This window comes from Gordonia sp. CPCC 205333, assembly GCF_048537885.1.
Lineage (GTDB): Bacteria > Actinomycetota > Actinomycetes > Mycobacteriales > Mycobacteriaceae > Gordonia.
Genome location: NZ_JBCLVI010000002.1, coordinates 568,442 through 591,778, shown reverse-complemented (window position 1 = coordinate 591,778; position 23,337 = coordinate 568,442). Strand labels below are relative to the sequence as shown.

Genomic DNA, 23,337 nt, shown 5'->3' with positions numbered 1-23,337 from the left:
CCCAGTCACATGACTTAGGCATGAGGTGCGCAGTCACACCATGCTGACTTCGCAATCAGACCTTGGGGGTCGGGATGTACAAGTTTGTCAGCCGATTATCGGCGGTGTTCGTCGCGTCGGCTATCGCCGTCGGTGTCGCAGCCGCACCGCCGACGCAAGCGGCATCATTGGGGATCAATCCACCGCAGTGGACCAAGACGTACGACGGCCCGCAGCGATACGCGGGAATCCATGTGACGCCGAGTGTTCCGATCCGGATGTCCGACGGCACCATCCTGCGCGCGGATATCTATCAGCCGGCCGACCGTGCGGGACGGGCCACCAGGGACAAGAACCCGGTCATCGTCAACATGACCCCCTACAACAAGCTGATCAGCATGATCGCGACGGCGGCGACCAACATTCCGGGCCTATCGAAGCCCGTCCTCGATTTCTTCGCCGGGATCAACCTGTCCGGCACCCCGATCTCGGGTACCGAACAACTGTTGAAGGTCACCCAGGGTGGACTCCTGAGTTCGTTCTCCGTCGACCCGAAACTGGTCCGTAGTGGCTACACTCAGGTCGTCGTCGACGTTCGCGGTACCGGAACCTCGCAAGGCGTGTGGGATGTGTTCGGTCCGCGCGAACGCAAAGACACCCTCGAAGTCCTCGACTGGGCGCGCACCCGGTCGTATTCCAATGGCGACCTCGGCATGTCCGGGTACTCCTACTCGGCCGTCAATCAGCTGCAGGCGGCGTCGAAGCGACCGCTCGGTCTCAAGGCGATCTTCCCAGCGGCCCCGATGACCGACATCGTCGCCGACGTCGTCGCACCCGGATCAGGTTATGGCGCAGGCTTTCTCGCGCTCTGGCTATTCGCCGTCAATGCGACAAAGACCTTCCCCGACATTCCGAGCCTGCTCCGCGGTCAGTTCGACCCGGTGTGGCTACGTGATCGTCTCACCAATCCGGCGGTGTTCATTCCGGAATACCTACAGGGTCTACTGTCCAAGTCGACGAATACGTTGACCGGACGGGCCAAGGAACTCGTTGAGCTGAACTCCTCCTATCGCAACGCTCTCACGACCGACGCCGCCAAGGTCGCGGTGCCGACCTTCGTCGTCGGTGGCTGGCAGGATCTGTTCACGAATATGGAGTGGCGCACCCTCGACCAGCTCAGCGGTCTGCCGAGCAGCAAGAAAAAGCTGTTGATGAGCACCGGTCAACACGTCACCAATGGTTGGGACGCTCGCGGCGGACCCGGTCAGCCGCCAGCCTGGGGTGTGCTCCAACGTGCCTGGTTCGACAAATGGATCAAGGGCATCGACAACCACATCGATCAATACGCGCCGGCGACCAGCCACCAGCAGGGTGGCCGTTGGGTGCAGTCGACGTCCTTCCCTCGCGACAACCAGCAGCATCGTCGTCTTTACCTCACCTCAACGCGCAGTCGTACCTCGCCGACGTCGATCGCCGACGGCTCATTGTCGAAGACCGCGCCGACCCGCGGCGCGAAATGGACTGTCGCACCTGGGATTACGACGTTGTGCTCGGGCGACACCAATCGCGATCAAATCGGCTTCTTGAGCTGGCTGGACGTGTGCAGTAAGGACAATCGAGTCGCCGAGCGGGGCGCGTTGACGTTCACCTCCGCGCCGGTGGCACAGCCGACATCGATCAACGGGCCCATCAACGTGCATCTGCGGACCCAGGTCGATGCGAAGGATGGTTTCTATGCGACCGTCGTCACCGACGTCGCGCCCGACGGCTCGTCGCGGGTTATCACCACCGGTTCGTTGACGGTGTCCATCCGTAACCAGCTCGACAAGGCGAAGTCCGGGTACGCGCCAAACGGCGACGTGGTTGATCCGATCTACGCTCTTGATGGGTTCCATCGCGATCTGGTGAAGCCGGGAGCCAAACAGACCCTGGACATCGGCCTGCTCGGTACCGACGCGCTGCTGAAGAAGGGCCACCGACTTCGGGTAAGCGTCTATGCGTTCAACGCGCCGCGCGCGGTGTCGTTCGGTCCGATGTCGAATGATTCGGCACTCAAACCCGAACATGTGTTGATTGACCCGAAAAACCCAAGTTGGATTCAGGTGCCGAGTAGCCGCCCGATCGGCTGAGAATAGATCGGCTCAGATGGTCGAACCGGGATCGTCGGATTACGCTTGCCACATGGCATTGAGCAATGAGAAGGCGATCTCGGTCACCACATTCCGTAAGTCGGGCGAGGGCGTCGCCACCCCGGTGTGGGTCGTCCCGCTCGACGACGGGCGGATCGGCTTCTGGACGTCATCGACGTCCGGGAAGGCCAAACGGCTCCGCAACAACCCCGCTGTCGAGGTAACACCCTGTAGTCAGCGCGGCGCTATCCCGGCCGGCGCAGTTGCCGTCGCCGGGACCGCGAAACTGGTGACGGCTGGACCCGAGTTTGACGCCGTGCAAGCCGCAGTTAAGGCGAAATATGGTGTGCAAGTACCGATTTCAAAGCTGTTTAACACCATCGGCGCCAAACTCAAAGGGCGTACCCAGCCTTACGGCGACACTGTCGTCGTAATTGCCACCGAGTAGCTATTTGCCCGAATGATTGCCGTCGCACCACTGTTCGGCCGGCACCGTCGCCTGGACCTCGGCGATGTGCTCACCGCACCCGGCCCAGGTGGTTTTTCCGCAGACATTGCATTTCACTGGCTGACACATAGTGATCAAGTCTAGTGGTCGTCATACCGGCGCCGCTGATCCACACCGGCCCGCCGCGCGCGACACCGATGATGAGCACAAACGCGAGCCACATCAACGGCTGATCGGCGATCACGGTCCGCCGGTGGTGGGGCGGCGTCGGCCAACAGCGCCATCGGGCTATTGTCGCAGGCCGACTGATTTCATCAATACCGGCCAGGCAGAACGTAATTCGTCGCGCCAATACTCCCAGCGGTGGGTGCCAACCGGGTGGATGTTGGAGGTGTACGGAATGTTCAGCTGCGAGAGCTTGGAGGTCATCTGGCCGGTGCACAGCGCACTGCCGAATTCCAGGAACACTCCGGCGAGAGTTTCATTCATCGGGTCGCTCGACACTGCGTTGTACTCACCGGGAATGCCGTTGCCCGACGACATGTAGATGGTCTTGCCGGCGAGTTTGTCGGCGTGTACGTAAGGGTCGTGTGCTTCCCATTCCGGGTCGGTGAACTTCCCCCACATATTCATCGAGTTACCGCCGCCGCGGCTGATATCCCACTGCGTGAAGAACTTGTTGGGGCCGCTGGAGATATTGGCGCAATCGCTGAATCCGGCTACGCCGCTGTACAAGTCGGGCCGTCGGGTAGCGAGCGTCAACGCCGCGACACCGCCCATCGACGCCCCCGCGATCGCGTTACGGCCGTTGCCGCCAAAGTCGCGGTCGATGATCGGCGGCAGTTCTTTGGTGAGGAAGGTTTCCCACATGTACTTGCGGCCGATGCCGGGATCGACGCGTTGCCAGTCGGTGTAGTAACTATGCGGGTCACCGACAGGTGTGACCACATTGAGGTTTTCGGTCGCGGCGAGGGAAGCGACGTCGGTGCGGGCGTACCAGCCGGACTCGTCGTCGCGTGCCTCGGCGCCGTCGAGGAGGTAAAGCGTCGGACGTTTGGCCCGACTCTTGTCCGCGCCCCGGGGGCGCTGCAGGTCGATGACGACTTCGCGTTCCATCGCTGCGGAGTAGATCCGAAGCCGCTCGCGGCCCTTCAGTGGACGTTTGGCGACGACTCGGGTCGCGGCGGGGCGAGGGGCTGGCGCGGGTGCCGCGCCGGGCGCCGGGGGAGCTGGTGGAGGTGGGCCAGGTGCCGGTGCCGCGATCGCTGGAACCGCGCCGATCGTCAGTCCCGCAACTGCCGACAGCGCTGTCGCCACAATCCGCATCTTCACAAGTCGATCCTCCAGCAGGCGCACAGCGTCCTTTTCCCGATTGTCACATCAGTCACTTCAGTAACACTGGTGAGTATGGCGCGATTGTCGTTGCGGGGATAGTCGGGTGCCCAAACCGAAACCTGGCAGTTATCTGGCAGTGTCATCGGGCGGCGGAACTAACGGCAGCCCACGTGATCAGCGGCACCGTTCGACGTCACGGCTCGTGGGTAACATGGCAAGAGTGAGTGCCACCATCAATTCGCCGACCAGCGAAGTCATCCGTAGCTGGTGCGATGCTTCGCGGATGCCTGGCGAGCGTGCCGAGCTGTCCGACAACGCCGCACTGCTGGTCGCGGCGGGATTTGTCGCCCCCGGTGCGCGCGCAATCGTCGTGCGGCGGGCATCGACCGGGGTGTCACTGCCTGGCCTGGACGGTGGGTTCAGTGATCTGCGGCGTCTGCAGCGCAGCATCGCGCAGGTTGAGCAGCAACTGAACAATCCGATGATGCCGTCGATGGTGGCCGCGGTGTTGCGCAACCGGCTCAACGGTCTGCAACGCCGCCGCGACGACGCACATAAGTCGGTCGTGATCGGCAAGGGGGTGTTCGCATCGGGGACCCGCTCGATCCGTCGCGAACGACGCGAGAACGTCTACCTGGAGCTCGACGATCGGGAACGGTTGTTCGGTGGATTGCTATGCACCCCGACCCCAAACGTCAATAACGTCAACTACATGCGTAAGGCAGGCGGCGCGGCCATCGAGCGGATCGTCGGCGTCGTGGGGCAGATGGCGTCGCGGGCCGGGAGTAACCAGGCCGAGCAGTGGGCCGGGCAACTTTTCGGAGATCCAGAGACGGCGACGGGTCCGTCGGCTGCCACTCAGCGCGAGGCCCGTTTCGTCGACGGATACGAGACGATCCTGTTCGTCGCGGGCCACTATTACGACCGGATCATGCGCAATCCAGCGTGGACGTCGGATCATTTCGCCCTTCCGCGCACGCAGGTCAATCTGCATGCGGAATTGGCGGAAATTGCCGCCGATGTCATTTCCCTGCGATCAGTTCGCGTCGATCTCGACCGCGCGTTGAGCAATGGTGGCTTCGACCGGTCATTCGCCGAGCACATCAATGTGAAGGAAGCCGCACTGCGCCCGGTGTGGAGCCAGCTGATCGATCGGGTGCAGGCGTTGACGGAGGTCGCGCACGTCGTCGAGTCGGCGGCAGTTGAATTGCAGCTGTTGGCTGAATACAACCACGCCGCGTCTATCGACGACCGGATCGACCATTTGATCGCGCGTTCCGGCGATCGGGAGATATCGGCCGACAATTCGAAGAGAGTTACCGAGCAGGTACGCGCGGGCGAAGAGCAATTGCGTATTTATCGGGATGTTTTGCAGGGCAATATCGCCCGTATTTCCATGAGCAATCCGCTACCGCTGCCCGAGCAATTGCCCGAGCGTTACGAGCCGTCCTAGGCAGGCTAGGTGTTGCGCGACCATTGGCGCAGATAGTCCTTCTCGGTTGGCGTGAGCCGGCGCAGGGAGTGCGCCTCAATGTCTACGACGGCCATCTGTGTACTTGCCACACACGCGGGTTTCGTTTGTTGTGCCAGTGAGCCATTGGCTCGAATTTCGTATCCGATGGTGAAGTCGACGGATCGAAAACCCTTGATCCACATGCCAATTCGCAATGGGCTGTCTTCGTGACGGAGCTGAGCCTGATAGCGAATGTCGACGTGCACGATCATCGCGCTCTTGATCAGTGGCTGGTATTCCTCCCCCGCGGAGAGCAGCCACTCGATGCGTGCCTCCTCCATCAGGGTCACCATCCGGGCGTGGTTGACGTGACCGAAGGCATCCATGTCGGACCATCGGACCGGAACGGTCGCGGTGAATGCGTAGCCGCCGTTGGGTAATCCAGGCATTCGTAGACTCCTCATCGGCGCATATCCGCCATCGTTAGTTGGCTGTTCGCCATCGCCAGTTCAACTGACCCGATTTTCACCCTGGCTATTTTGATTAGTCTGAGAATAAGCCGTGTGAACTCGCGCTCAGCGCAGCGCCTCGTTATCCTGGGTGCGTCCGTGGTGTGTCCAGATGGCAGTCGGAGCGGACTGAGATCTTCCGTCCTTCCATACGAGGGCGAAGTTGGTTAGGGAAGTTGTAGTGAGCGTAACAAAACGGCTGGTCACGATACTCGCGGTGACGGGTGTCGCGGTCGCGGGACTGATCGCGCCCGCGGTCGGCGTAGCCGAAGCCGTCCCCCGCACTTCCATCGCGCCGGACGCGAAGCATCCGGTTGCGAAAATTGCGCTCACCAAGAAGCTCAGTGCGCTGCGTACCGACGTCTGGGTGAACTCGCCGTCGATGGGCGGCAAGGTGAAGGTGTCGGTGCTGACCCCACGAAGCGGCAACGGCCCGCGCTCCACGGTTTACATGCTCGACGGTGCCGGCGGAACCGCCGAGGTCAGCGACTGGATCACCAAGGGGAAGGCTGGCGAATTCTTCGCGAGCAAGAATGTTAACGTCGTGCTGCCGGTCGGGGGTGCCGGGACTTTCTACACGGACTGGATCAGGCGTGACCGCAAGCTGGGCAAGCCGATGTGGGAGACATTCCTTACCAAGGAACTACCACCTCTGATCGACGCGCGGTTCAACGGAACCGGGCGCAACGCGGTCGTCGGGCTGTCGATGGGTGGCCAGTCAGCGTTCGCGCTCGCAGTGCGCAACCCCAAGCTCTACACCGGTATCGCGTCGCTGAGCGGTTGCCCGCCGGTTTCGGCGCCACTCAATGAGGGCTACGTGCGGACAACGGTCGGCCGAGCTGGTGGCGATGCGACCAATATGTGGGGACCATTTGGTTCCAAAGGTTGGGTCAGCCACGACCCGACGTCGAATCTGGACGCGTTGCGCGGCAAGAACATCTTTCTCTCTGCGGGCTCGGGCGCGATCGGTCCGCTCGACCTCGACACCCGGCCGGACGGCGATGTCCCCAAGGAAGCCGTGACTGCCTCGGGGTCGGCGCTCGAATTGCTTACCTACCGGTGCTCGCAACAGTTCGCGTGGCAACTGCGCGCGAACGGCATTGCATTCACCGATGGTTTCCGATTCATCGGAACGCACAGCTGGCAGTACTGGCGTCGGGATTTGCCGGTGTTGTGGCCGACGATCTCACGCGGCCTGTAGTCGCCGTCGGGGTCTGTGCCGTCACGGTCATCGGCGAGACAACTTGTCGCCCAACGGCGATAGGCTGCATTGACGAATCGATGACTCCCATGTAGCCGCTATCTTCGATGATCGGTGTCGCTAGTCTTTCGACGCCCATCCTCGCGCGAATGCCAAGAAGGCGTCGTTCTCGGTTTGATTGGTGATGGTCACGCGGGCACCGTCGTTGGCGAACGGCCGGATGACCACGCCCGCCGCAACGCACTGGGCCGCGAATTCGGTTGTGTCGTCACCTAATTCGAGCCAGACGAAGTTGGTCTGAGAATCCGGGACGCGGTACCCCAGTCCGCGCAAGTCGGCAGTCACCCGATCGCGCTCGGCGACGACGGCGTCGGTTCGCGCGAGCAGTTCATCGGCGGCGGCGAGGCTGGCGACCGCGGCGCTTTGCGCGAGGCTGTTCACCGAGAACGGAACATGCACCTTGCCGAGTGCGGTGACCACCTGAGGGTCGGCAACCGCGTATCCGACGCGCAGCCCAGCTAGGCCGTAGGCCTTCGAAAAAGTTCGCAGCACAACAAGATTCGGGAATTCTTTGCGGAGTTCGAGGGCGTCGTATGCCTGTCTGCCGGCCAGTCGGTTGTACTCGAAATATGCCTCGTCGAGCGCAACGACGACCTGCGGCGGGACCTTGCGCAGGAACGTGACCAAATCGTCGGCGTCGACGACGGTGCCGGTGGGGTTGTTGGCGTTGCAGATGAAGATTAGTCGGGTGCGGTCGGTGATGGCTGCTGCCATGGCGTCGAGGTCGTAGACGAGGTCGCTGGTAAGTGGGATCTGTACGGGCGTCGCGCCGACGATCCTCGTCGCGAGTGGGTAGGTCTCGAAGGATCGCCAGCCGAACAGCACCTCGTCGCCGATACCGGCGGTGATCGAAATCAGGTTCTGGCACAAAGTTACTGAGCCACAACCGATCTGAATCTCGTCCTCGGTGACGCCGAGCTTCTTCGCCAATTCGGCGGTCAGTTCCACCATCCCGTTGTCGGGATAGCGATTGACGTTCGTGGCGGCGTCGACGATGGCGGCGCGCACGCTCGGCAGGGGGCCTTCGGTGACCTCATTGCTGGCTAGTTTGATTGCCCCCGGGAACGTTTTGCCTGGCACGTATGTCGGCAGGTCGTCGAGGTCGGGGCGGATGTGCAGGGTCACGCGTAACAGGGTATCTGACCTGCCGCGCTGACCTGCTGTCCTGCCGGTTTGCTTACTCCGAGGACGTGTGTGTAACCTTTCAATCCGGCAGTTCGTTAAGGACTTCGCTGGGAGGCGTGCCAGAGCGGCCGAATGGGACTCACTGCTAATGAGTTGTCTCACTAAAATGGGACCGGAGGTTCAAATCCTCTCGCCTCCGCCGACCGCAGTCACCGACAGCGGAAGAGATAACTGAACACAGGCACGCGCCCGTAGCTCAACGGATAGAGCATCTGACTACGGATCAGAAGGTTAGGGGTTCGAATCCCTTCGGGCGCACAAGCAACGACGCAGGCCAGGAAATCATCCTGGCCTGCGTCGTTTCGGTTGAGCGCTTCGGCTCAGTCCACCGACCCCGAGCACGACGCCGTAGCACCAGGACCGGTACCGGTCTGCGTGAACTTCACCTTGCCACTGACGAGAATCTCGCAGGTGCTCTTCGAGCCGTCGGACGCCTCGAAATCGTTTGTCGCGGTTAACGATGCGATCTTCATGAACCCTTTGAGCGTGACCTTCTTCTCCCAGGGCAACGCGGCGACGGTGTCCTGTGCCATGTTTGAGTCGGCACCTGTGTAAGTTATGGACGCCTTCCCGCCGTCGCCGCTGACTTTGTATATGGCTGCTGAGGGTACGGCTGCCCGGGCTATGGCTCCTGCGGAGGCGAACGGACCAACTGTTGCCGCCTTTCGGCGTGAATTGTCATCCCCGTCAGAGGGTTCGAAGGGCAATATGCCCTTGGGCCACACTCACGGGGACAACAATTCGTAGTGGCGGCGAGACCGGTAATTGCTTGCCTTTGCTAACACTCCATCAGGCCGTCGCGATACGACAACTACAGCCGTCTCGCAGCAATCCTCACAACCGGAAGGCGCGCAATGAAGTCAGTAGTAGCTCGATCGATCGTAGGTACCGCGGCGACAGTAGCGGCGGCGACGACAATGGCGATGGTGACCGCGGCCCCGGCAGCCGCAGCTGACGGCAACCGGATAGCCAGCCTCTATACGCTCAGTGCGACCGGCGCTTGCGCTGGCAAGGTCGACGTTGGGTTAGGACACTACCCAGGTCAGGCCACGCTGTCCCTGTCCAGCACGCTCTATGGAGTTGGCCCGTGCGCGGTCGATCTCACCTATAGTTTCACAAAGCGGGGCAGCAATATTCGCAAGACCTTTGTGCGGCACATACCAGGCCCAGGTGTGTGGGGAACATCGAGGGATGTCGTCACGCCTGGGCCCGCGGGAATCTACGACGTCGTGGTGACGACAAATGCGCCTCATACGACAGCACAACTCATGACGATCGACATCGAGCCGATCAGTTGATCGGCCATCGCAGGAGGGGAATCATGTTCAAATTACGTCGACTAGCCGCGACCGGGGCGATTGCTCTGGCCGCCGCGACTGCGCCCGCCGTCGCATCTGCCGCGCCGACGCCCGCGCCCATTTCGGTCGCCTCGTCCAATGTGATCGTCTTCCAGATCCCGGCGATCGGCGGAATTGAGTGGGGCCCCGGCCAGCACTTGAGGCCGATATCGATAGCTGCTCAACGTGCGCCCACGACTCTGCAATACCCGGCGCCGCCGCGTGCGGTGGAATTCTCGGTCGCGAGGCTCGCTCCGTATTACTACCAAAACGCGGTGCGCTATCTTTCGATTTCCTGGCGCAACATCAACACCGGAAAAACCGGTCGCGTCAACCTACGTGAGTGGCGTATACCCGCGCACAAACCGGACACGGTTTGGACCACGACATATCCCATGACCCTCCCGACCTCCGCGATCGCGCAGACCGGAGCGGGAATCGTCGTCGCCTCGGTGTCGTTGATCCGCGACGACTACAACCATAAGCAAATAACCACGACGCTCATTCCAGGGTTGACGACCCTTTCGGTCTGATCAGGTCTGCGGTCGGCAACTGAGTGGCGTCGAATCAATAACAACACTTCGCACCACTAACCACATCTGTCACAGTGGTATTCGCGCGTTCGGTTCGGGGGGTTTGCGCGCCTCGTACTTAAACGCAGTCGACGGAAAGTGAGTTCGCCCGATGGAAGTCAAGGGAATCAGTAAGCTACTCGCCGAATTTTTCGGCACGTTCTGGTTGGTATTCGGCGGTTGCGGTAGCGCTATATTTGCGGCGAAGAATGTCGCCGATGCAGGTCAAGGGCATATCGGTGTCATCCAGATGGGCATCGGCTTCCTCGGCGTCGCACTTGCCTTCGGTCTGACCGTGGTCACTATGGCCTACGCCGTCGGCCACATCTCCGGCGGGCACTTCAACCCGGCCGTCACGCTGGGCGCGGTAGTCAGCGGTCGACTCCCGGCCAAGGACCTGCCAGGTTATTGGGTGGCCCAGGTGCTTGGCGGGCTACTCGCCGGCACGGCGTTGTGGGTCATCGCAAAGGGCATGCCGGGCTTCGAGGCCAGTGGCAGCATGGCGGCAAACGGATACGGCGACCACTCGCCCAACCATTACACGCTGGCCGCGGTATTGCTGGCCGAAGCGCTCCTGACGGCCTTCTTCCTGATCGTCATCCTTGGAGCGACCGACGGTCGCGCGCCAAAGGGCTTCGGCCCCTTGGCAATTGGTTTGTCGCTGACGCTGATCCACCTGATCTCCATCCCGATCAGCAACACCTCGGTCAATCCGGCCCGCTCAACTGCGGTCGCGTTTTTCAACGGTGATGGCGCACCCGGCCAGTTGTGGGCGTTCTGGGTGGCCCCACTGGTCGGTGGACTGATCGGCGGCCTGCTCTATCCGCTGCTGTTCGAGGATGGCAAGTTCGCCTTCGGCAAGTCCTCGACCGCCGACGCATAGATCAGACTCGACGACAGGGCGGTCCGCGCAATTCGCGGACCGCCTTTTCGTTGCTTCACACCGGACTGTGAAAGTGGCTGTCACCACCGGATATGTGTGATGAGTTCAGCCTTGCGACGAGCGTCGCCTACCGTAGAGGGGTGAGTTCACCCCAATCGGCTCAGCAGCCCGCCGAGCATCCCGGTACCGACGATTTCAAGTCGATGATCACCTGGCGTCGACTGACCAACAGCCGACTGGAGCAGGTCCGCTTGCACGTGACCGGCGACCGCATCAAGGCCTACGGCCGAATCATCTCGGCTGAGGCCGACTACGAGCCGTACTCGGCGTCGTATGAGCTGATCACCAACGATGTTGGCGTCACCCGCCGGCTCAGCATCCACCTGGTGCAGGCCGGCGGCGAATCCCAGCTGGCGATCACCCGCGACGGTGAGAACAACTGGCTGGTGCAAACGGCCGAGGGCACCGTACACAGTGATTTCGGCGGCGCTCAAGATGTCGACATCGCGATGAGTCCGATGTTCAAGGCGTTGCCAATCCGTCGTCTTGGCCTGCACCGCGAGCCCGATGGCGAGCATTCGATCCCGGTTGTCTACGTGTACTTGCCCGAGGCGAAGGTCGAAGCAGCGACGATGACCTACAACGCGGGCCCCGACGCCATCGCGATCACCACGCCCATCGCGAGCACGTCGGTGACCGTCGACGATAGCGGGTTCGTAGTCGACTACGCGGGTATCTCAACCCGCATCTGACTGCGCCTCAGCCCTGCCATACCCTCGCCTGGTGCGCCTGTCGGCGCAGCTCCTGGGCCCAACCGGGTGCGCCGACGGTGACGCCGGTGATCGGCTGGCGCGTGTCGGTCGCGATGTGCTCGTATGCCTTGCGTGCCCGATGCCCGTCGTCGACCAGCACCTCGACGGTTCCGTTGTCACGAAGTTCGTCACGCGCTTGGATCAAGCGGTCGATCGTCTCGCTGAGCACATTGAGCAACGCCGTCGAATTCGCTTCCAGCATTGCCCGCTGCAACTCCGGCGCGGTGCCTGCGACGCGAGTGCCGTCCCGAAAACTGCCCGCCGCCAGACTGAGGGCGAGGTCGCTTTCCCCGGCGCCGACGACGGCGGTCGCGTTCGCCGTCAGATGCGGCAGGTGTGAGATCGCGGCGACAGCGCGATCGTGGGCGTCGGCTGCCGCCGGTACTACCTGTGCGCCCGAGTCGAGTGCGATCGCCGCGATGGTGAGCCAGTCGGAGGCATCGGTGTCGTCGTCGGTGGTGAGCATCCACATCGCCCCGTCGAATAGCGTGGAGTCCGTTGCGTCCCAACCCGATTCGCTGGTCCCGGCCATCGGATGCCCGCCGATGTAACGCGCGCGAGAATGATGCTCGGCAATGAGTCGCGTCACCGGTTCTTTGACGCTGACGACGTCAGTCAGCAGATTGTCCGGCGCGTACTCGACGACGGCGGGTAGCACAGCCCGCAGGGCGGTGACCGGGGTCGCCAGGACGATCACCGCACCGAGTTCGGCGGCTCGACGCAGAGTTGCTTCGAGGTCGGTCGAGGCGTCGTGTCCGCTGGCGACAGCGGCCGCGACGGTTGGCGCGGACCTGTTGTATCCGAATGCCTTTCGCCCCTTGGCCGTCGTCGCGCGGAGAAGTGATCCGCCGATCAGTCCGAGGCCGAGGATGCACACCGGTGCGCGGGTGGGGTCGTCGCTGCTCACCGGTCCAGCGTGTCATATCGCTCGGCAAAGTTGGGGGAACGGAGCTATAGCGACTACCGTGACCTGCATGGCAGGTGGCTCAGGCGATTCGAACCAAGCGCGGTCGAATGACGCTGATGTGGATGGCTTCGCAGTTGCGGTTGTCCGGGAAGAAACCGCGTGGAAAGTGACCGCGTTAGAGCCGTCTGCGCTGACTGATCTGGCCGACGCCGAACGTCAGCTGCGTGAGTTGCGGGCGGCCGGAGCAGTGTTCGGACTCCTCGACGTTGACGACGAATTCTTCATCATCCTTCGCCCGTCTCCCTCGGGAGCGCGACTGTTGCTCTCAGACGCCACGGCCGGTATCGACTATGACGTCGCCGCGGACGTGCTCGACGCGCTTAATGTGGAGATTCCGGATTTCGATTCCGACGAACTCGACGACGTCGACCCGTGGGAAGAGGGTGATCTGGGTGTTCTCGCCGACCTCGGCCTGCCCGACGCCGTGATGAGCGTCATCGTCTCCGACACGGATCTGTACGCCGACGAACAACTCGGCATGGTCGCCGCCAGGCTCGGCTTCGCCGATGAACTGGCGAAAATTCTCGAATCGATCGGTCACTAGCGTCGGTGTCCGCGCTGGAGCGGGAGTTTGAGCGGCTGATCGCGATGGCGATCGATGCCGCGTCATCCTCGGGCCCCGCCGATGTTCCGATCGGAGCCGTCGTAGTCGACGCGGATGGCGTCGAGTTGGCGCGTGCGGGCAACCGTCGGGAAGCCGACGGCGATCCATGTGCCCATGCCGAAGTGCTTGCGTTACGGTCCGCGGCCACACGTCACGGCGACGGCTGGCGGTTGGAGGGCTGCACCATCGCGGTCACCATCGAACCGTGCGCGATGTGCGCCGGTGCGATCGGTCTAGCGCGTATCGAGCGAGTGGTGTTTGGTGCCTACGAGCCCAAGACGGGAGCGGTGGGGTCGTTGTGGGACGTGTTGCGCGACCCTAGGCTCAGTCATCGTCCCCAGGTACGCGGCGGCGTGCTCGCGGATGAATGCGCGGCTATTGTGCAGGACTTTTTCGCTGCTCGCCGAGATAAATCCGGGTAAAAGTCAGAGCAGATCTCAGGGTGCCATCGGTGCGCGCATATGGCAGATTGGTGGTGCACATCCCGCCCGCCCACAAGGGAGAAATCATGTCCGACGCCAACGATAAAGTCACCGAGGCCGTCGACGCGGCCAAACAAAAGTTCAACGAGTTCGCGGCCAATGAGAAGGTCCAGGGCGCGGTCAACACCGCGGTCGGCAAGATCAACGAGTTCGCGGCGAACGAGAAGGTCCAGGGCGCGGTCAACACCGCGGTCGGCAAAGTCAACGAGTTGGCGGCCAACGAGAAGGTCCAGGGCGTCACCAATACCGCGGTCGAGAAGATCAACGAGTTCGCGGCGAACGAGAAGGTTCAGGGCGCGGTCAATTCCGCATTCGGCAAGCTCAACGAATTGAAGGATCGTTTCGTGGGCGCGGACAGCGCCGCATCGTCCGAGAAGCCGGTCGAAACGCCTGTCGACGTTGAGCAGACCTTCAGCGCACCAAATGTGCCTACCGAGCCCGGCGCTGGCGAAGAAGGCAAGGGAACACCGAGCCCGTAGGCGTCGTGCGCTGATTCTGTACGCTGACCAGCCGATTTAAGGATCAGATCGCTCCTGCGGTAGTGTCTTCCGCGGTGGCGTGTCCGAGCGGCCGAAGGTGCAGCACTCGAAATGCTGTGTGCGGTAACCCCGTACCGGGGGTTCAAATCCCCCCGCCACCGCAGAAGCCCTTCACCTGTTAACGCAGGTGAGGGGCTTTTTCCATGCCCATGTATGGCTCAGACGGACGTTTCTGCCCACACTTTGCCCACACTTGCTGTTGATGAGTAGCTGCTGTGTAGTTGCTCAGCTAATGAATCCAGGTCCGAATCGAACAGGTCGGAGTAGACCCGCAGCGTCACCGAAGCGTCCTTGTGCCCGAGCATTCGAGCGAGCGCCAGAACGTTGCCGCCGGCGCTGACCGTGAGGCTGGCGCAGGTGTGCCGGAGGCTATGCGGCGTCGTCGTCGAGTCGATCCCAGCCCGCTTCACCGCGTTGGCGAACCAACCTCGACCGGACTTCGGCCGTGCCCGGAACTCGCCATCGTCGCCAGGAAACACAAGATCAGCCAGCGCTTTCTCCCGGCACTCGGCCGCCAGCATGTCCAGGACAAACTGGGGGACCGGTACCGATCGGGCTTCACGTCCTTTTGTCTCGCCGACGACGCACTGTTGACCAACCCATACCGCGTTGCGATGCACCGAGATTCGACGGCGCAGGAACTCGACATCGGACACCCGCAGCGCGACAAGTTCACCCCACCGCAGCCCGCAGTAAGCGAGCACGTACACGATCGGCGCCCGCGGTCCGGCCGCGGCCGCGAGGTCGGCGACGTCCTCGGCAGTCAGATAGACGTGCTTCTTCTTAGCCTTCTGAGGGAGGTTCGTCACGAGCCGAGAGGGGTTGGACGCCAAACGTTTCGGCTTCGCTCGCACCGCGTCGTCGAGGATGCCCGCGAGGACACCATGCGCGCGCAACACGACAGTCGGCGACTTCTCGCCGGACAGTCCAGAGATCCACGCCTCGACCGCGAGTGTGTCGATGTCGGCGACGCGTGTTGTGCCCCAACGTGGTTCGACGTGGACTCGCCAAGCGGTTTCGAGGCTCAGTGTCCATGACGCCGACGACGCGGCACGCTTACGGTCCATCCATGCGGGTTGAAGTTCGGCGACTGTGACTAGACCGCGTGCTGGCGCGACGTAGTCACCCGTAAGTTTCTCTACCTCAACGGTATTAGCGAAGGCCTCTGCGGCCCGCTTGGTTGCGAACCCGCGCTTGTCAGTCTGGCGATGCTCGGGCGTGCGGTAGCGAACCCTGTACCGCTTGCCCGACCTGGTCGTGTAGCTCTCAATCGTCGCCATTTGATGCCTCGATCGCTTGTCGCAGTTCGTCTTTCATCGTGCGGGTGACCTGCCCGCGCTTCTGTGCGTTGGCCTCTGTGCCAGCGCGGCGATCGCGTTCGGTTGTGAACCCCGCTTGCCACAGGCGATGTGACGCCGCAACAATCGTCGCCAGGTCCGTGTCTAGGTCGCGGGCAAGGCGTTGCTCGGTGAGGCCGGCGTTCTGGTACATCGACACCATTGCATCGAGTTCGTCATCTGGTTCGAGCTTGCCGGTCACCCTCATCAGCTCTACCGCAGTTGCGTTGTGCGAGCGCACCTCATTCGAAGGCAATCGGACTGGTTCACCGCGCAGCGCTTGGGCGATGGTGAAATCGGGCACGGTCAGTACCTCATTGACCTCCACCTGAATCATCCCTGCGTCAGGATCGTTGTAGTTCTGTTCGTAGTCGTGCATCAATTCGTAAAGGTGCACTGGCCTCCCGAGCGCACGCGACAAAGCCGCAGCGACCACGAAAAGTGTTGGGAGAGTGGGGCTTACCCTGCCACCCTCGAAATCGCCGACCCTGCCTGTGTTCCATCGCAGGCCGTACTCGCGCGCTGTCGACGCCAACGCGTCCATCGTGACCCGTCCGTCTGTGCGCAATCGCTTGCAGTTCTGCCCGACGACCTCGGCAAGTGGCGTCCCGCTCATGACACGCAACTCTACTGGATACCCAGTGACTTGACGTGAATACCTAGGTCGTGTAAACCATTGGCAAGTCACTGGAAATCACGTGACATGAAAAAAGGAGTGAAAATGTCCGACACCATCGACCTTCAGGAGGCAAAGGCTGCACCGTCGCCAGTGGGCACGGCTGCCGAAGTCGCTGCGTTCATGCACACCACCCCCGCCGCTCTCGCACAGGATCGCTACCTCGGTCGGGGAATTCCGTACGTCAAACATGGCCGAAAAGTGCTCTACAAGTGGTCCGACGTGCAGTCGTATCTGGACTCGAACACCGTGAACCCGGGCGCGGCGTGATGGCAACCGATCGCTACGACGCCGCGACCCGCGGCGAAGACCTGGGACTCGGCGCCGACGAACCCGAAATTCGTAGATTCACGCGGCGCTCGGAATTTGTGGACGTCGATAACAACAAAGAAAATCCCTCGGCCGAAAGTCTTGGCGGACCGACCGAGGGAGACACCAACACCCAACAAGGAGCTAGTAATGAGTGAGACTACCGCAGCGACCCGACCGCTGCACACGCAGCTTGATGATGACCTCAAGTTCGACCTGGCCGCCGACGCGCTATATGCGGCGTGCCCCGGCGAAGATCTTATGCGCGATGCGCTAGGCCGCGTCACCCCGGCGAATCTCGATGAACTACTCACGCTGGCGTACCTGGTGCTCGACGCTGAGGCTGGGCGGGTTGATGTGGTGACGGTGGTGTCGCGATGAGTACAACGACTGGGTGCATCGAGGCCAGGCGTTGTGAGCTGCTGGACGAGCTGACCGGATTGCTGGAGCGGGCCTCGATATGGGAGCTTGATGCCCGCGAGCTCTCCGCGCTGAACTTGCTGCTTGGCGCGGTGGTCCAACGAACCGCAAACCGCGCCGCCGCTGAGGCCGTCGATACGCCACGCCGTGGTCTCTACCTCGTGGCGACGTCGAAGACTCTTGCGGCGCAATCAGATTGATCATTTCGGGGCAGGTCGGCCGTACCCAGCAGTCGGCTTGCCCCCCTTCACCAAAGACCCGAAAGATGCTGAATGGCAACAGAATCGAACTTTGAACCCCCAGATATTCAATCTCGTGAAGTCTCTTTCCGCGCGACGCTCGACCGCATCGCATCCACGCTCGAACGTCTCGAACAACACGGGATTCCGCCTATGATCGGCAGCCACACGTGGCTTGAACTACCTGCCGGTGATCCGCTATTCGTCGGTGCTGTGTACCGGGCCGCGCTGTTGTGGACTCTCCATGTCGATGAGTCGCAGGAAATCATGATTGCTTCATCGAAAGCTGTTGCGGCTGAGAGGGATTGGACGTTGGTGTCGCGGCATCTGCGTGACCGGGCCGATGCGGCTAAGAGCGGCGCATATATCGAACGGAAGCAGGTCTCGTAATGAGCGATGGACGCATATTCACCTGGACTACAGGTGCAGAAATCCAACCTGTGCGCGTTGAATGGTGGGAGAAACACCTCATTCCGAAAGGTGTCCTGACTCTGCCGGTCGGCCGTGGCAACTCAGGCAAGTCAACAACGTGCGCGGCATGGGCGGCTGAGGCCACACGTCGCGGCGAACTCGTCGTCTGGTTGCACTCGGAGGAAGACCGTTCGATGCACATCGTGCCGAAGATGTTGGCCGCAGGCGCGAATGTCGATCTGATTCGGTTCCTCGACGTCGGCGTGCAGATGGAGGACGGCGACATCAGCGAGGCGACATTGCAACTGCCGCGCGACCTCGATCGACTCGAAGCTGATCTCGTTGAGATGGGCTGCCGCTTTATCGTCTTCGATGCCCTCACATCGTTCAAGCCGTCCCGGATGAGCGCCAACTCCGGTGACGATGTCCGGGCGTTCCTGGAGCCGATTCAGCGGATGGCGGGCCGACTGAATGCGGTGGTGCTCGGTATCGCGCATCTGGGTAAGGACGGTGAGCGTAAGGCCCGCGACGCGGTGAAGGGCGCGAGTGAGTGGACGGATGTTCCCCGGCAGGTGTTGGCGTTCCACCGCAACGACGAGGAGACCGAGGGCGTCATCTCCGATGTGAAGGGCAATCTCTCACCATCGCCGCGTTCGATCGGCTACCGGTTTGAGTCGGTGTCGCTGCCCGAGCACGGCATCGACGAGGTCGGCCGGGTGGTGTTCACCGGTGACGTTGACACAAACGTCGATGAGGCTCGACGGTCTGCGTCGCCTGACGATGACGGTGACGATCGCAAGGAGTCCGAGATTTGGTTGGAGGACTATCTCACCGAGAAATCCCGCGGTGGCGAACCCGAGGTCGATAGCACTGTGGCAAAACGTGATGGGGCTAAGGCGCTCGGTGTCGGTGTGAAGACAATCCAACGTGCGGCCGCTGCGATCAACGTCGTGAAGACCCAGAAGGGTTTCCCGCGAAAGGTCTTCTGGAGCCTCGCCACAATCGTCGACGGGGAGGTCGTGAGTGTGGACAGTGAGGACACCAATGACCCCCCTGTCACTCAAACCGTGTCCACACTTGTCCACACTGGCGATGAGCAGGCAAAACACAGTGCCGTTACTGATGTCCACACTGGCGAAAATCCCAGTGTGGACACGACTCAGAACAGTGTCCCTACTGGCTGTCCGCACTGCGACGATCCACTGATTTATGCCGACGATCTCGCCGACGGCTTCCACACATCGAAAACAAAATGCGTCGCCGCGCAGAAACGGGCCGCACCCTCGAAAGGCTCCGTGATCACCATGCCCAAGCGCTGTGAGAACTGCTACGTCGATCTCCCCAAGACTGTCAGCGGCACGCTGTGCGACGACTGCGACGACGGCAGCGGCGGGGTGATGACGTGGACCACTATCAAGCCCGAAGTACGCGGTCCCGACGACTGGCGACAACCGCAATATCGGGGAGCGATGGCGGCCCTGCGACGGGATATCGCGAACGCCGAACGCCAACAACCGATCGGTGGAGCGCTGCCTCGGCACGGCGAAGAGAGCGCCTAATCCGATGGGACGACCGAGGAACTCCACGACCGCTTACGACGACGGCGCCCTATCGCTGCTGACGATGGTGCTACGAGATACCCCGTCACTACCGGGGGCCCGCTGTATTGAGCTACCCCAGGCGTTTGACCCGGCCGAGGTCCACGAACCGCGCACGTCGGTCGCACACCGACATGCAGTGGCCCAACGACTTTGTTACCAGTGCCCTGCGCTTGCCGCGTGCTGTGAGTACGCAGCAACCCAACCCGTTACCGACGCAGTACTCGCCGGGCAAATCCCCACGCGTACAAGAAGTTCGAGAAAGGCAAGCTGAAATGACTGAGCTGTCAGCGGGTGAGACACGACTACTCGCTGGCCTGCTCGGCTCACTGCGGGCACGCGCACGATATGCAGGGCAACCACTGCCCGCAGGTTTCGATGAACTGCACATGAAACTAGCTATGTCCGCTGCCGGACACCAAACCGACAGCACCACAACAGAATTCGACATGATCGACTCCAGCGACGCTGCTCGAATCCTCGGACTGAGCCCAAGGCATATACGCAGAATCGCCGCCGACCTCGAAGGTCGAAAGACCGGACGCCAGTGGATGTTCCCGCGACGCGCCATCGAAACCATAGGAGGCCGCAATGGCTGAATCCCAACCCCCAACAAAACACGATCCGCTCGGCGAGCTGATGGCTGGCGTCGAACGCTACCTCGCCGGACTGCCCGACGACGCCTACCAAGGGCTCATCGCAGCGGTCGAGAAGGCACGCGGCGCCGAGCCGGCAACCGAAGGCACCCCAGCACCGACCGAGTATCCCGGCAATTGGGATGTCGCTACCCACAAGGCAGGCAAGTAGATGAGAGTCGCTGACGCACACGCATTTATCACCACGGTCGAGCGTCTGACCGGCACCCGCCCGAAGACCCTCGACGCGATTTGCCAGGCCCTGATCGCGGTTGATGCTGTCACCGTCGAGACACCAGCCACCCTCGGCGACCTCGCTGACGGCGGACAATTGACCGCAGCCAACGCAGAGAAGCTGATCACCTCAGCCGCGCAACACCAACTCGACGTCGGCAGCGTCAAAGCCGAGGCCACCGCCGGACTACTGCGCCGCTGGAACACGGTATTCCGCGACGGCACTGCAGCACAGGAAGTGACCGAGCTGATAGCTCCGATCTGGGCCGAACATTGGGAAGCTTTGCGCGCTGCCCGGGAACTGGATATCGGACCAGAGACCACCGCCGATCAGGTACTCGACACTGGCACATCAGAACATCTCGACGCCTGGCAAGCCCTACCAGTGCACCGCGCAGCACTCGACCAGATCCTGAGCATGGTTGCCGACCTCGTCGAGTTTGGCGCGGTACCGCTAGGCAACCCAATCCACTTCGACTCCCGGCCCCGTGCCTACGCCGTCGCTGCGTTCTTCCTCGCCGATGACGCACTCGGCCGGCACGACGAACTTGTCCGCGTGTTAGCCGACCGATCCCGGTATGCAACTGAGCGCGCGGGGCTTTGGTTACGACTCACCTCAGTAGCAGGAATTCAGTTCAACAGCGCCAGGGCCGCCCGCGTGACCATGGCCGCTGCTATCGCCGACCGAACCGCCAGCGCTCAACACCACTACGACGCGACGCACTCGTGAGCAACACCGACTACCCACAGTGGTGGACACCCGACGCCAAGCAGCAACCCGATGCCGCGAGGTTGGTCCGCACCGCCTGCGGTGAACCGATCACCTTCAATGCCGACCACACCATCACCACACCAACCGACTACTCGCGTGGCCCCAACGACTACCCGCGCGAGTGGACCTAGACCCGGCTCACCCAGGAGGTGAGCCCACCGCAGGGCCGAGCGAGCGGCCGGTGCAGTCCGCGCGCTCGGCCCAGCACACAGGAGGACGACACCGTGGCATGGACCGGAGATCCACGAACCTCGACGCCCGGCTGGCGTCGTACACGCGCCAACCGCATCGCACTCGACAACAACACCTGCCAGCACTGCGGCCACCACAGCCCCAACGGCGTCGGACTCCAAGTCGACCACCTGCACACCAACACATGGCGCGCAGACGGCACCGACGACCTCAACGCACTCCAAACCCTCTGCGAGCCATGCCACAAGGCCAAGACCAACCGCGAAACCGCAGCACGCAACCGAGCCCGAGCAGCCCGCCGCCGACTACCCACCCAACCCCACCCCGGACTACAACCCGACGGTGGGGGGTAACCCGAACGCCCCCAAACCCAAGCACGCTATGCATAGCGCCTCGGACCGAGCGCACGCATAACCCCCAGCCCCACAGGTAAACCCCATCAGAGCAGCTAGGAGGCGAATATGACACCCCGAAAGACGCCCGGCAAGGCCCTGATTGAGTCCCTGCGCGGCCTATTAGACCCCGGATACGAATTCGATGAAGCCGAAGAACACCTGCTCACCTTGATCGAATCCGAAGCCGATCGAGTCGCCGCCCTGCGCGAGTTGCTGGCTGTGGAGATGGACAAAGCTGAAGTATCAACGCGTCGGGTCAGTGAACTCTCAGCCGAGATCCGACTGCTGGAAAAACAGGTGTCGACGTGGGCGGCGTCGTTGCGGCCCGCCTCGCCGGTGGTCCGGTCGTGGCAGCACCAGAAAGCCGCTCACGCTCGCTGGAACGCATCATGAGACGCACCGATCGGCGCCCCGCGGGAGTCTGGATACGCGATGCCTGGCTCAACGATGAAGCCCTTCAATTGACCGCCAACCTGCATGAGCGACTCACCGGGCAGCAGCATCCCATGGTCGCGGCACTCGCATCCGGCAAGCAAGTTACCGCCCATATGTGGGAGCTACCCGACGTCGTAGCCGATCGACTCCGCAGCGACGGCTGCCTACCGCACCAACGGTTTCGACTCACCACCGACGACGAACTAGAGCCGTCATAGGTAGTTTCTGTCAGTTCCGCCCGTACGCACGACAAGGTAGGTGACAATCAAGGGCATGCCGACCCTTGTTTCAGCGCCTTCGCTCGACTTCCAGATACTGTTCCCAGAACCGCCCGCCGACGTCGTACCTGTACTGCAGACAGTAATTAGGCAGCGAGAATCCATCGTGCTTGCGATACAGGACGGCGCAAAAGCTCACATCGTGAATCTGGCGATGCTGCCAGTGTTGACCGTCGTGAACTTTCCGGAAGACCAGATCGAATCACTCAATACGGACGACGTACCTGACACCATACAAGTCTCGATAGCCACGATCGAGTACCGATAGAGGCGACGCGGAATCAATCGAGAACAGTGTGCCAGCCAGCTTCGGTGTTCTCCGGATCTGCGGGGTCCGTGACCTTGATGTAAAGGTCGGTGCCGCGTTCAAGGCCGTTGAGCCCGAAGCCGACGTAGCCGTGAATTGTCTGTCCTTGTCGCACCTCGCCGAGTCGGAGGGGTGGCACCTTGCCGATCGAGGAGTAGTTCAAGTTCGTGCTGCCGCCGACAGTGTTCGAATCCTCGGGTTCCGTCCAGGGCTTGGAGCCGCCGCCATACCCGACAGTGACAAACGAATCGTTGTAAGCGAACGGCGTCGCGGAGCGGCCAGTGACTGTTAGTTCAACAACTGCGCATCCCCAGCTCCCGCCGCAGTTTTCAGGTTTCCACCAGATGCTCTGGAAAGTGATGTCGGCAGCAGAGCCGTCGGATGCCTTGGAACTCTTGGGTATGCCGCGGCTCGTCACGTACGGGGGTATTTCGGTGGCGTCCTGATCTGTCCGCATGGTGGTTGTCGATTGTGGCGACGGGGAACCATGCGGTGCAGTCACAGTGGTTGTAGTTACAGTCCGTTGAGCAGTGCTCGTGCAGGCTGCTGACAGGGCGACTGCGGATACGCACAGTACAGACACGACTCGGCGCATGGTCGGAAC

34 protein-coding genes and 3 tRNA genes are annotated in these 23,337 nt (G+C 62.0%); 28 read left to right on the top strand and 9 right to left on the bottom strand.

The features are described 5' to 3' along the window. Window positions 1-74 precede the first annotated feature (74 nt). Window positions 75-2,108, top strand: coding sequence for a CocE/NonD family hydrolase (locus AAFP29_RS08450; RefSeq protein WP_419216888.1), 2,034 nt, complete (start codon window positions 75-77; stop codon window positions 2,106-2,108). Between the two features lie 52 nt (window positions 2,109-2,160). Then, window positions 2,161-2,556 (top strand): PPOX class F420-dependent oxidoreductase, encoded by a 396-nt coding sequence (locus tag AAFP29_RS08445; protein WP_419216887.1) that lies wholly within the window; start codon window positions 2,161-2,163, stop codon window positions 2,554-2,556. Here AAFP29_RS08445 and AAFP29_RS08440 read toward each other — a convergent pair whose 3' ends face one another. After that, window positions 2,557-2,685 carry a hypothetical protein gene (locus AAFP29_RS08440; protein ID WP_419216886.1) on the bottom strand — a complete coding sequence of 43 codons (129 nt, stop codon included), beginning with the start codon at window positions 2,683-2,685 and terminating at the stop codon, window positions 2,557-2,559. It lies immediately after the preceding gene. Between the two features lie 159 nt (window positions 2,686-2,844). After that, entirely contained in the window at window positions 2,845-3,882 is a 1,038-nt protein-coding gene (locus AAFP29_RS08435) for an alpha/beta hydrolase (protein ID WP_419217249.1), read from the bottom strand. Window positions 3,883-4,102: 220 nt separating this feature from the next. Here AAFP29_RS08435 and AAFP29_RS08430 point away from each other — a divergent pair, with 220 nt between their 5' ends. Then, window positions 4,103-5,344: a hypothetical protein gene (locus AAFP29_RS08430; protein ID WP_419216885.1), complete on the top strand. Its 1,242-nt coding sequence runs from the start codon at window positions 4,103-4,105 to the stop codon at window positions 5,342-5,344. 5 nt (window positions 5,345-5,349) lie between these two features. Here AAFP29_RS08430 and AAFP29_RS08425 read toward each other — a convergent pair whose 3' ends face one another. Next, a complete protein-coding gene (locus AAFP29_RS08425; RefSeq protein ID WP_419216884.1) occupies window positions 5,350-5,793 on the bottom strand; it encodes an acyl-CoA thioesterase in 444 nt (147 codons plus the stop codon). A 241-nt stretch (window positions 5,794-6,034) separates the two neighbouring features. Here AAFP29_RS08425 and AAFP29_RS08420 point away from each other — a divergent pair, with 241 nt between their 5' ends. Then, window positions 6,035-7,054 (top strand): alpha/beta hydrolase, encoded by a 1,020-nt coding sequence (locus tag AAFP29_RS08420; RefSeq protein ID WP_419216883.1) that lies wholly within the window; start codon window positions 6,035-6,037, stop codon window positions 7,052-7,054. 120 nt (window positions 7,055-7,174) lie between these two features. Here the strand turns inward: AAFP29_RS08420 and hisC are convergent, their stop codons facing one another. Next, window positions 7,175-8,239: a histidinol-phosphate transaminase gene (gene hisC, locus AAFP29_RS08415; protein ID WP_419216882.1), complete on the bottom strand. Its 1,065-nt coding sequence runs from the start codon at window positions 8,237-8,239 to the stop codon at window positions 7,175-7,177. Window positions 8,240-8,349: 110 nt separating this feature from the next. On the opposite strand from hisC, the gene AAFP29_RS08410 reads away from it, so the two are divergent. Continuing rightward, window positions 8,350-8,438: transfer RNA gene (locus AAFP29_RS08410), tRNA-Ser, on the top strand. Window positions 8,439-8,484: 46 nt separating this feature from the next. Beyond that, window positions 8,485-8,557: transfer RNA gene (locus tag AAFP29_RS08405), tRNA-Arg, on the top strand. A 62-nt stretch (window positions 8,558-8,619) separates the two neighbouring features. Here AAFP29_RS08405 and AAFP29_RS08400 read toward each other — a convergent pair. Beyond that, window positions 8,620-9,024 carry an MmpS family transport accessory protein gene (locus AAFP29_RS08400; protein ID WP_419216881.1) on the bottom strand — a complete coding sequence of 135 codons (405 nt, stop codon included), beginning with the start codon at window positions 9,022-9,024 and terminating at the stop codon, window positions 8,620-8,622. A gap of 129 nt (window positions 9,025-9,153) precedes the next feature. Here AAFP29_RS08400 and AAFP29_RS08395 point away from each other — a divergent pair, with 129 nt between their 5' ends. The 4 genes from AAFP29_RS08395 to AAFP29_RS08380 all read left to right on the top strand — a co-directional run bounded on the left by AAFP29_RS08395 (window position 9,154) and on the right by AAFP29_RS08380 (window position 11,843). Further along, entirely contained in the window at window positions 9,154-9,597 is a 444-nt protein-coding gene (locus AAFP29_RS08395) for a hypothetical protein (protein ID WP_419216880.1), read from the top strand. 23 nt (window positions 9,598-9,620) lie between these two features. Further along, window positions 9,621-10,169, top strand: coding sequence for a hypothetical protein (locus AAFP29_RS08390; protein ID WP_419216879.1), 549 nt, complete (start codon window positions 9,621-9,623; stop codon window positions 10,167-10,169). Window positions 10,170-10,320: 151 nt separating this feature from the next. After that, window positions 10,321-11,091: an aquaporin Z gene (gene aqpZ, locus AAFP29_RS08385; RefSeq protein ID WP_419216878.1), complete on the top strand. Its 771-nt coding sequence runs from the start codon at window positions 10,321-10,323 to the stop codon at window positions 11,089-11,091. 140 nt (window positions 11,092-11,231) lie between these two features. After that, on the top strand, window positions 11,232-11,843 hold the full coding sequence (locus tag AAFP29_RS08380) for a putative glycolipid-binding domain-containing protein (RefSeq protein WP_419216877.1): 612 nt from the start codon (window positions 11,232-11,234) through the stop codon (window positions 11,841-11,843). Between the two features lie 7 nt (window positions 11,844-11,850). Here AAFP29_RS08380 and AAFP29_RS08375 read toward each other — a convergent pair whose 3' ends face one another. Next, window positions 11,851-12,810 carry a prephenate dehydrogenase gene (locus AAFP29_RS08375; protein ID WP_419216876.1) on the bottom strand — a complete coding sequence of 320 codons (960 nt, stop codon included), beginning with the start codon at window positions 12,808-12,810 and terminating at the stop codon, window positions 11,851-11,853. A gap of 67 nt (window positions 12,811-12,877) precedes the next feature. Here AAFP29_RS08375 and AAFP29_RS08370 point away from each other — a divergent pair, with 67 nt between their 5' ends. From AAFP29_RS08370 to AAFP29_RS08355, 4 genes are all read left to right on the top strand, one after another. Beyond that, window positions 12,878-13,414 (top strand): tRNA adenosine deaminase-associated protein, encoded by a 537-nt coding sequence (locus tag AAFP29_RS08370; protein ID WP_419216875.1) that lies wholly within the window; start codon window positions 12,878-12,880, stop codon window positions 13,412-13,414. Window positions 13,415-13,428: 14 nt separating this feature from the next. Further along, window positions 13,429-13,896, top strand: coding sequence for a nucleoside deaminase (locus tag AAFP29_RS08365; RefSeq protein WP_419217248.1), 468 nt, complete (start codon window positions 13,429-13,431; stop codon window positions 13,894-13,896). Between the two features lie 86 nt (window positions 13,897-13,982). Continuing rightward, window positions 13,983-14,435 carry a mannosyltransferase gene (locus AAFP29_RS08360; RefSeq protein WP_419216874.1) on the top strand — a complete coding sequence of 151 codons (453 nt, stop codon included), beginning with the start codon at window positions 13,983-13,985 and terminating at the stop codon, window positions 14,433-14,435. 73 nt (window positions 14,436-14,508) lie between these two features. Further along, a tRNA-Ser gene (locus AAFP29_RS08355) sits at window positions 14,509-14,596 on the top strand. Between the two features lie 57 nt (window positions 14,597-14,653). Here the strand turns inward: AAFP29_RS08355 and AAFP29_RS08350 are convergent. Beyond that, a complete protein-coding gene (locus AAFP29_RS08350; protein WP_419216873.1) occupies window positions 14,654-15,775 on the bottom strand; it encodes a tyrosine-type recombinase/integrase in 1,122 nt (373 codons plus the stop codon). Beyond that, entirely contained in the window at window positions 15,762-16,448 is a 687-nt protein-coding gene (locus tag AAFP29_RS08345) for a hypothetical protein (protein ID WP_419216872.1), read from the bottom strand. The genes AAFP29_RS08350 and AAFP29_RS08345 overlap by 14 nt, the downstream gene beginning before the upstream one ends. A 105-nt stretch (window positions 16,449-16,553) precedes the next feature. Between AAFP29_RS08345 and AAFP29_RS08340 the strand changes: the two genes are divergently transcribed. From AAFP29_RS08340 to AAFP29_RS08275, 14 genes are all read left to right on the top strand, one after another. Next, a complete protein-coding gene (locus tag AAFP29_RS08340; protein ID WP_419216871.1) occupies window positions 16,554-16,778 on the top strand; it encodes a DNA-binding protein in 225 nt (74 codons plus the stop codon). Then, on the top strand, window positions 16,778-16,975 hold the full coding sequence (locus tag AAFP29_RS08335) for a hypothetical protein (RefSeq protein ID WP_419216870.1): 198 nt from the start codon (window positions 16,778-16,780) through the stop codon (window positions 16,973-16,975). The genes AAFP29_RS08340 and AAFP29_RS08335 overlap by 1 nt, the downstream gene beginning before the upstream one ends. Continuing rightward, complete coding sequence (locus AAFP29_RS08330) at window positions 16,968-17,198, top strand: hypothetical protein (RefSeq protein ID WP_419216869.1); 231 nt, start codon at window positions 16,968-16,970, stop codon at window positions 17,196-17,198. Before AAFP29_RS08335 ends, AAFP29_RS08330 begins: the two co-directional genes overlap by 8 nt. Continuing rightward, window positions 17,195-17,437 (top strand): hypothetical protein, encoded by a 243-nt coding sequence (locus tag AAFP29_RS08325; RefSeq protein ID WP_419216868.1) that lies wholly within the window; start codon window positions 17,195-17,197, stop codon window positions 17,435-17,437. The genes AAFP29_RS08330 and AAFP29_RS08325 overlap by 4 nt, the downstream gene beginning before the upstream one ends. A gap of 72 nt (window positions 17,438-17,509) precedes the next feature. After that, entirely contained in the window at window positions 17,510-17,866 is a 357-nt protein-coding gene (locus AAFP29_RS08320) for a DUF2742 domain-containing protein (protein WP_419216867.1), read from the top strand. Further along, the gene (locus tag AAFP29_RS08315; protein ID WP_419216866.1) at window positions 17,866-19,446 is read left to right on the top strand and encodes an AAA family ATPase; all 1,581 of its coding nucleotides are present in this window, start codon (window positions 17,866-17,868) and stop codon (window positions 19,444-19,446) included. The genes AAFP29_RS08320 and AAFP29_RS08315 overlap by 1 nt, the downstream gene beginning before the upstream one ends. Before the next feature lie 314 nt (window positions 19,447-19,760). Further along, window positions 19,761-20,084: a helix-turn-helix domain-containing protein gene (locus AAFP29_RS08310; protein ID WP_419216865.1), complete on the top strand. Its 324-nt coding sequence runs from the start codon at window positions 19,761-19,763 to the stop codon at window positions 20,082-20,084. Next, window positions 20,077-20,292, top strand: coding sequence for a hypothetical protein (locus tag AAFP29_RS08305; RefSeq protein WP_419216864.1), 216 nt, complete (start codon window positions 20,077-20,079; stop codon window positions 20,290-20,292). The genes AAFP29_RS08310 and AAFP29_RS08305 overlap by 8 nt, the downstream gene beginning before the upstream one ends. Further along, complete coding sequence (locus tag AAFP29_RS08300; protein ID WP_419216863.1) at window positions 20,293-21,084, top strand: hypothetical protein; 792 nt, start codon at window positions 20,293-20,295, stop codon at window positions 21,082-21,084. Beyond that, window positions 21,081-21,257, top strand: coding sequence for a hypothetical protein (locus AAFP29_RS08295; protein ID WP_419216862.1), 177 nt, complete (start codon window positions 21,081-21,083; stop codon window positions 21,255-21,257). The genes AAFP29_RS08300 and AAFP29_RS08295 overlap by 4 nt, the downstream gene beginning before the upstream one ends. A 93-nt stretch (window positions 21,258-21,350) precedes the next feature. Then, entirely contained in the window at window positions 21,351-21,671 is a 321-nt protein-coding gene (locus tag AAFP29_RS08290; RefSeq protein ID WP_419216861.1) for an HNH endonuclease, read from the top strand. 108 nt (window positions 21,672-21,779) lie between these two features. Further along, complete coding sequence (locus AAFP29_RS08285; protein WP_419216860.1) at window positions 21,780-22,106, top strand: hypothetical protein; 327 nt, start codon at window positions 21,780-21,782, stop codon at window positions 22,104-22,106. Continuing rightward, window positions 22,103-22,366 (top strand): hypothetical protein, encoded by a 264-nt coding sequence (locus AAFP29_RS08280; protein WP_419216859.1) that lies wholly within the window; start codon window positions 22,103-22,105, stop codon window positions 22,364-22,366. Before AAFP29_RS08285 ends, AAFP29_RS08280 begins: the two co-directional genes overlap by 4 nt. Window positions 22,367-22,421: 55 nt before the next feature. Further along, complete coding sequence (locus AAFP29_RS08275; protein WP_419216858.1) at window positions 22,422-22,694, top strand: hypothetical protein; 273 nt, start codon at window positions 22,422-22,424, stop codon at window positions 22,692-22,694. Window positions 22,695-22,707: 13 nt separating this feature from the next. Here AAFP29_RS08275 and AAFP29_RS08270 read toward each other — a convergent pair whose 3' ends face one another. Then, window positions 22,708-23,190 carry a hypothetical protein gene (locus AAFP29_RS08270; RefSeq protein WP_419216857.1) on the bottom strand — a complete coding sequence of 161 codons (483 nt, stop codon included), beginning with the start codon at window positions 23,188-23,190 and terminating at the stop codon, window positions 22,708-22,710. Window positions 23,191-23,337 lie beyond the last annotated feature (147 nt).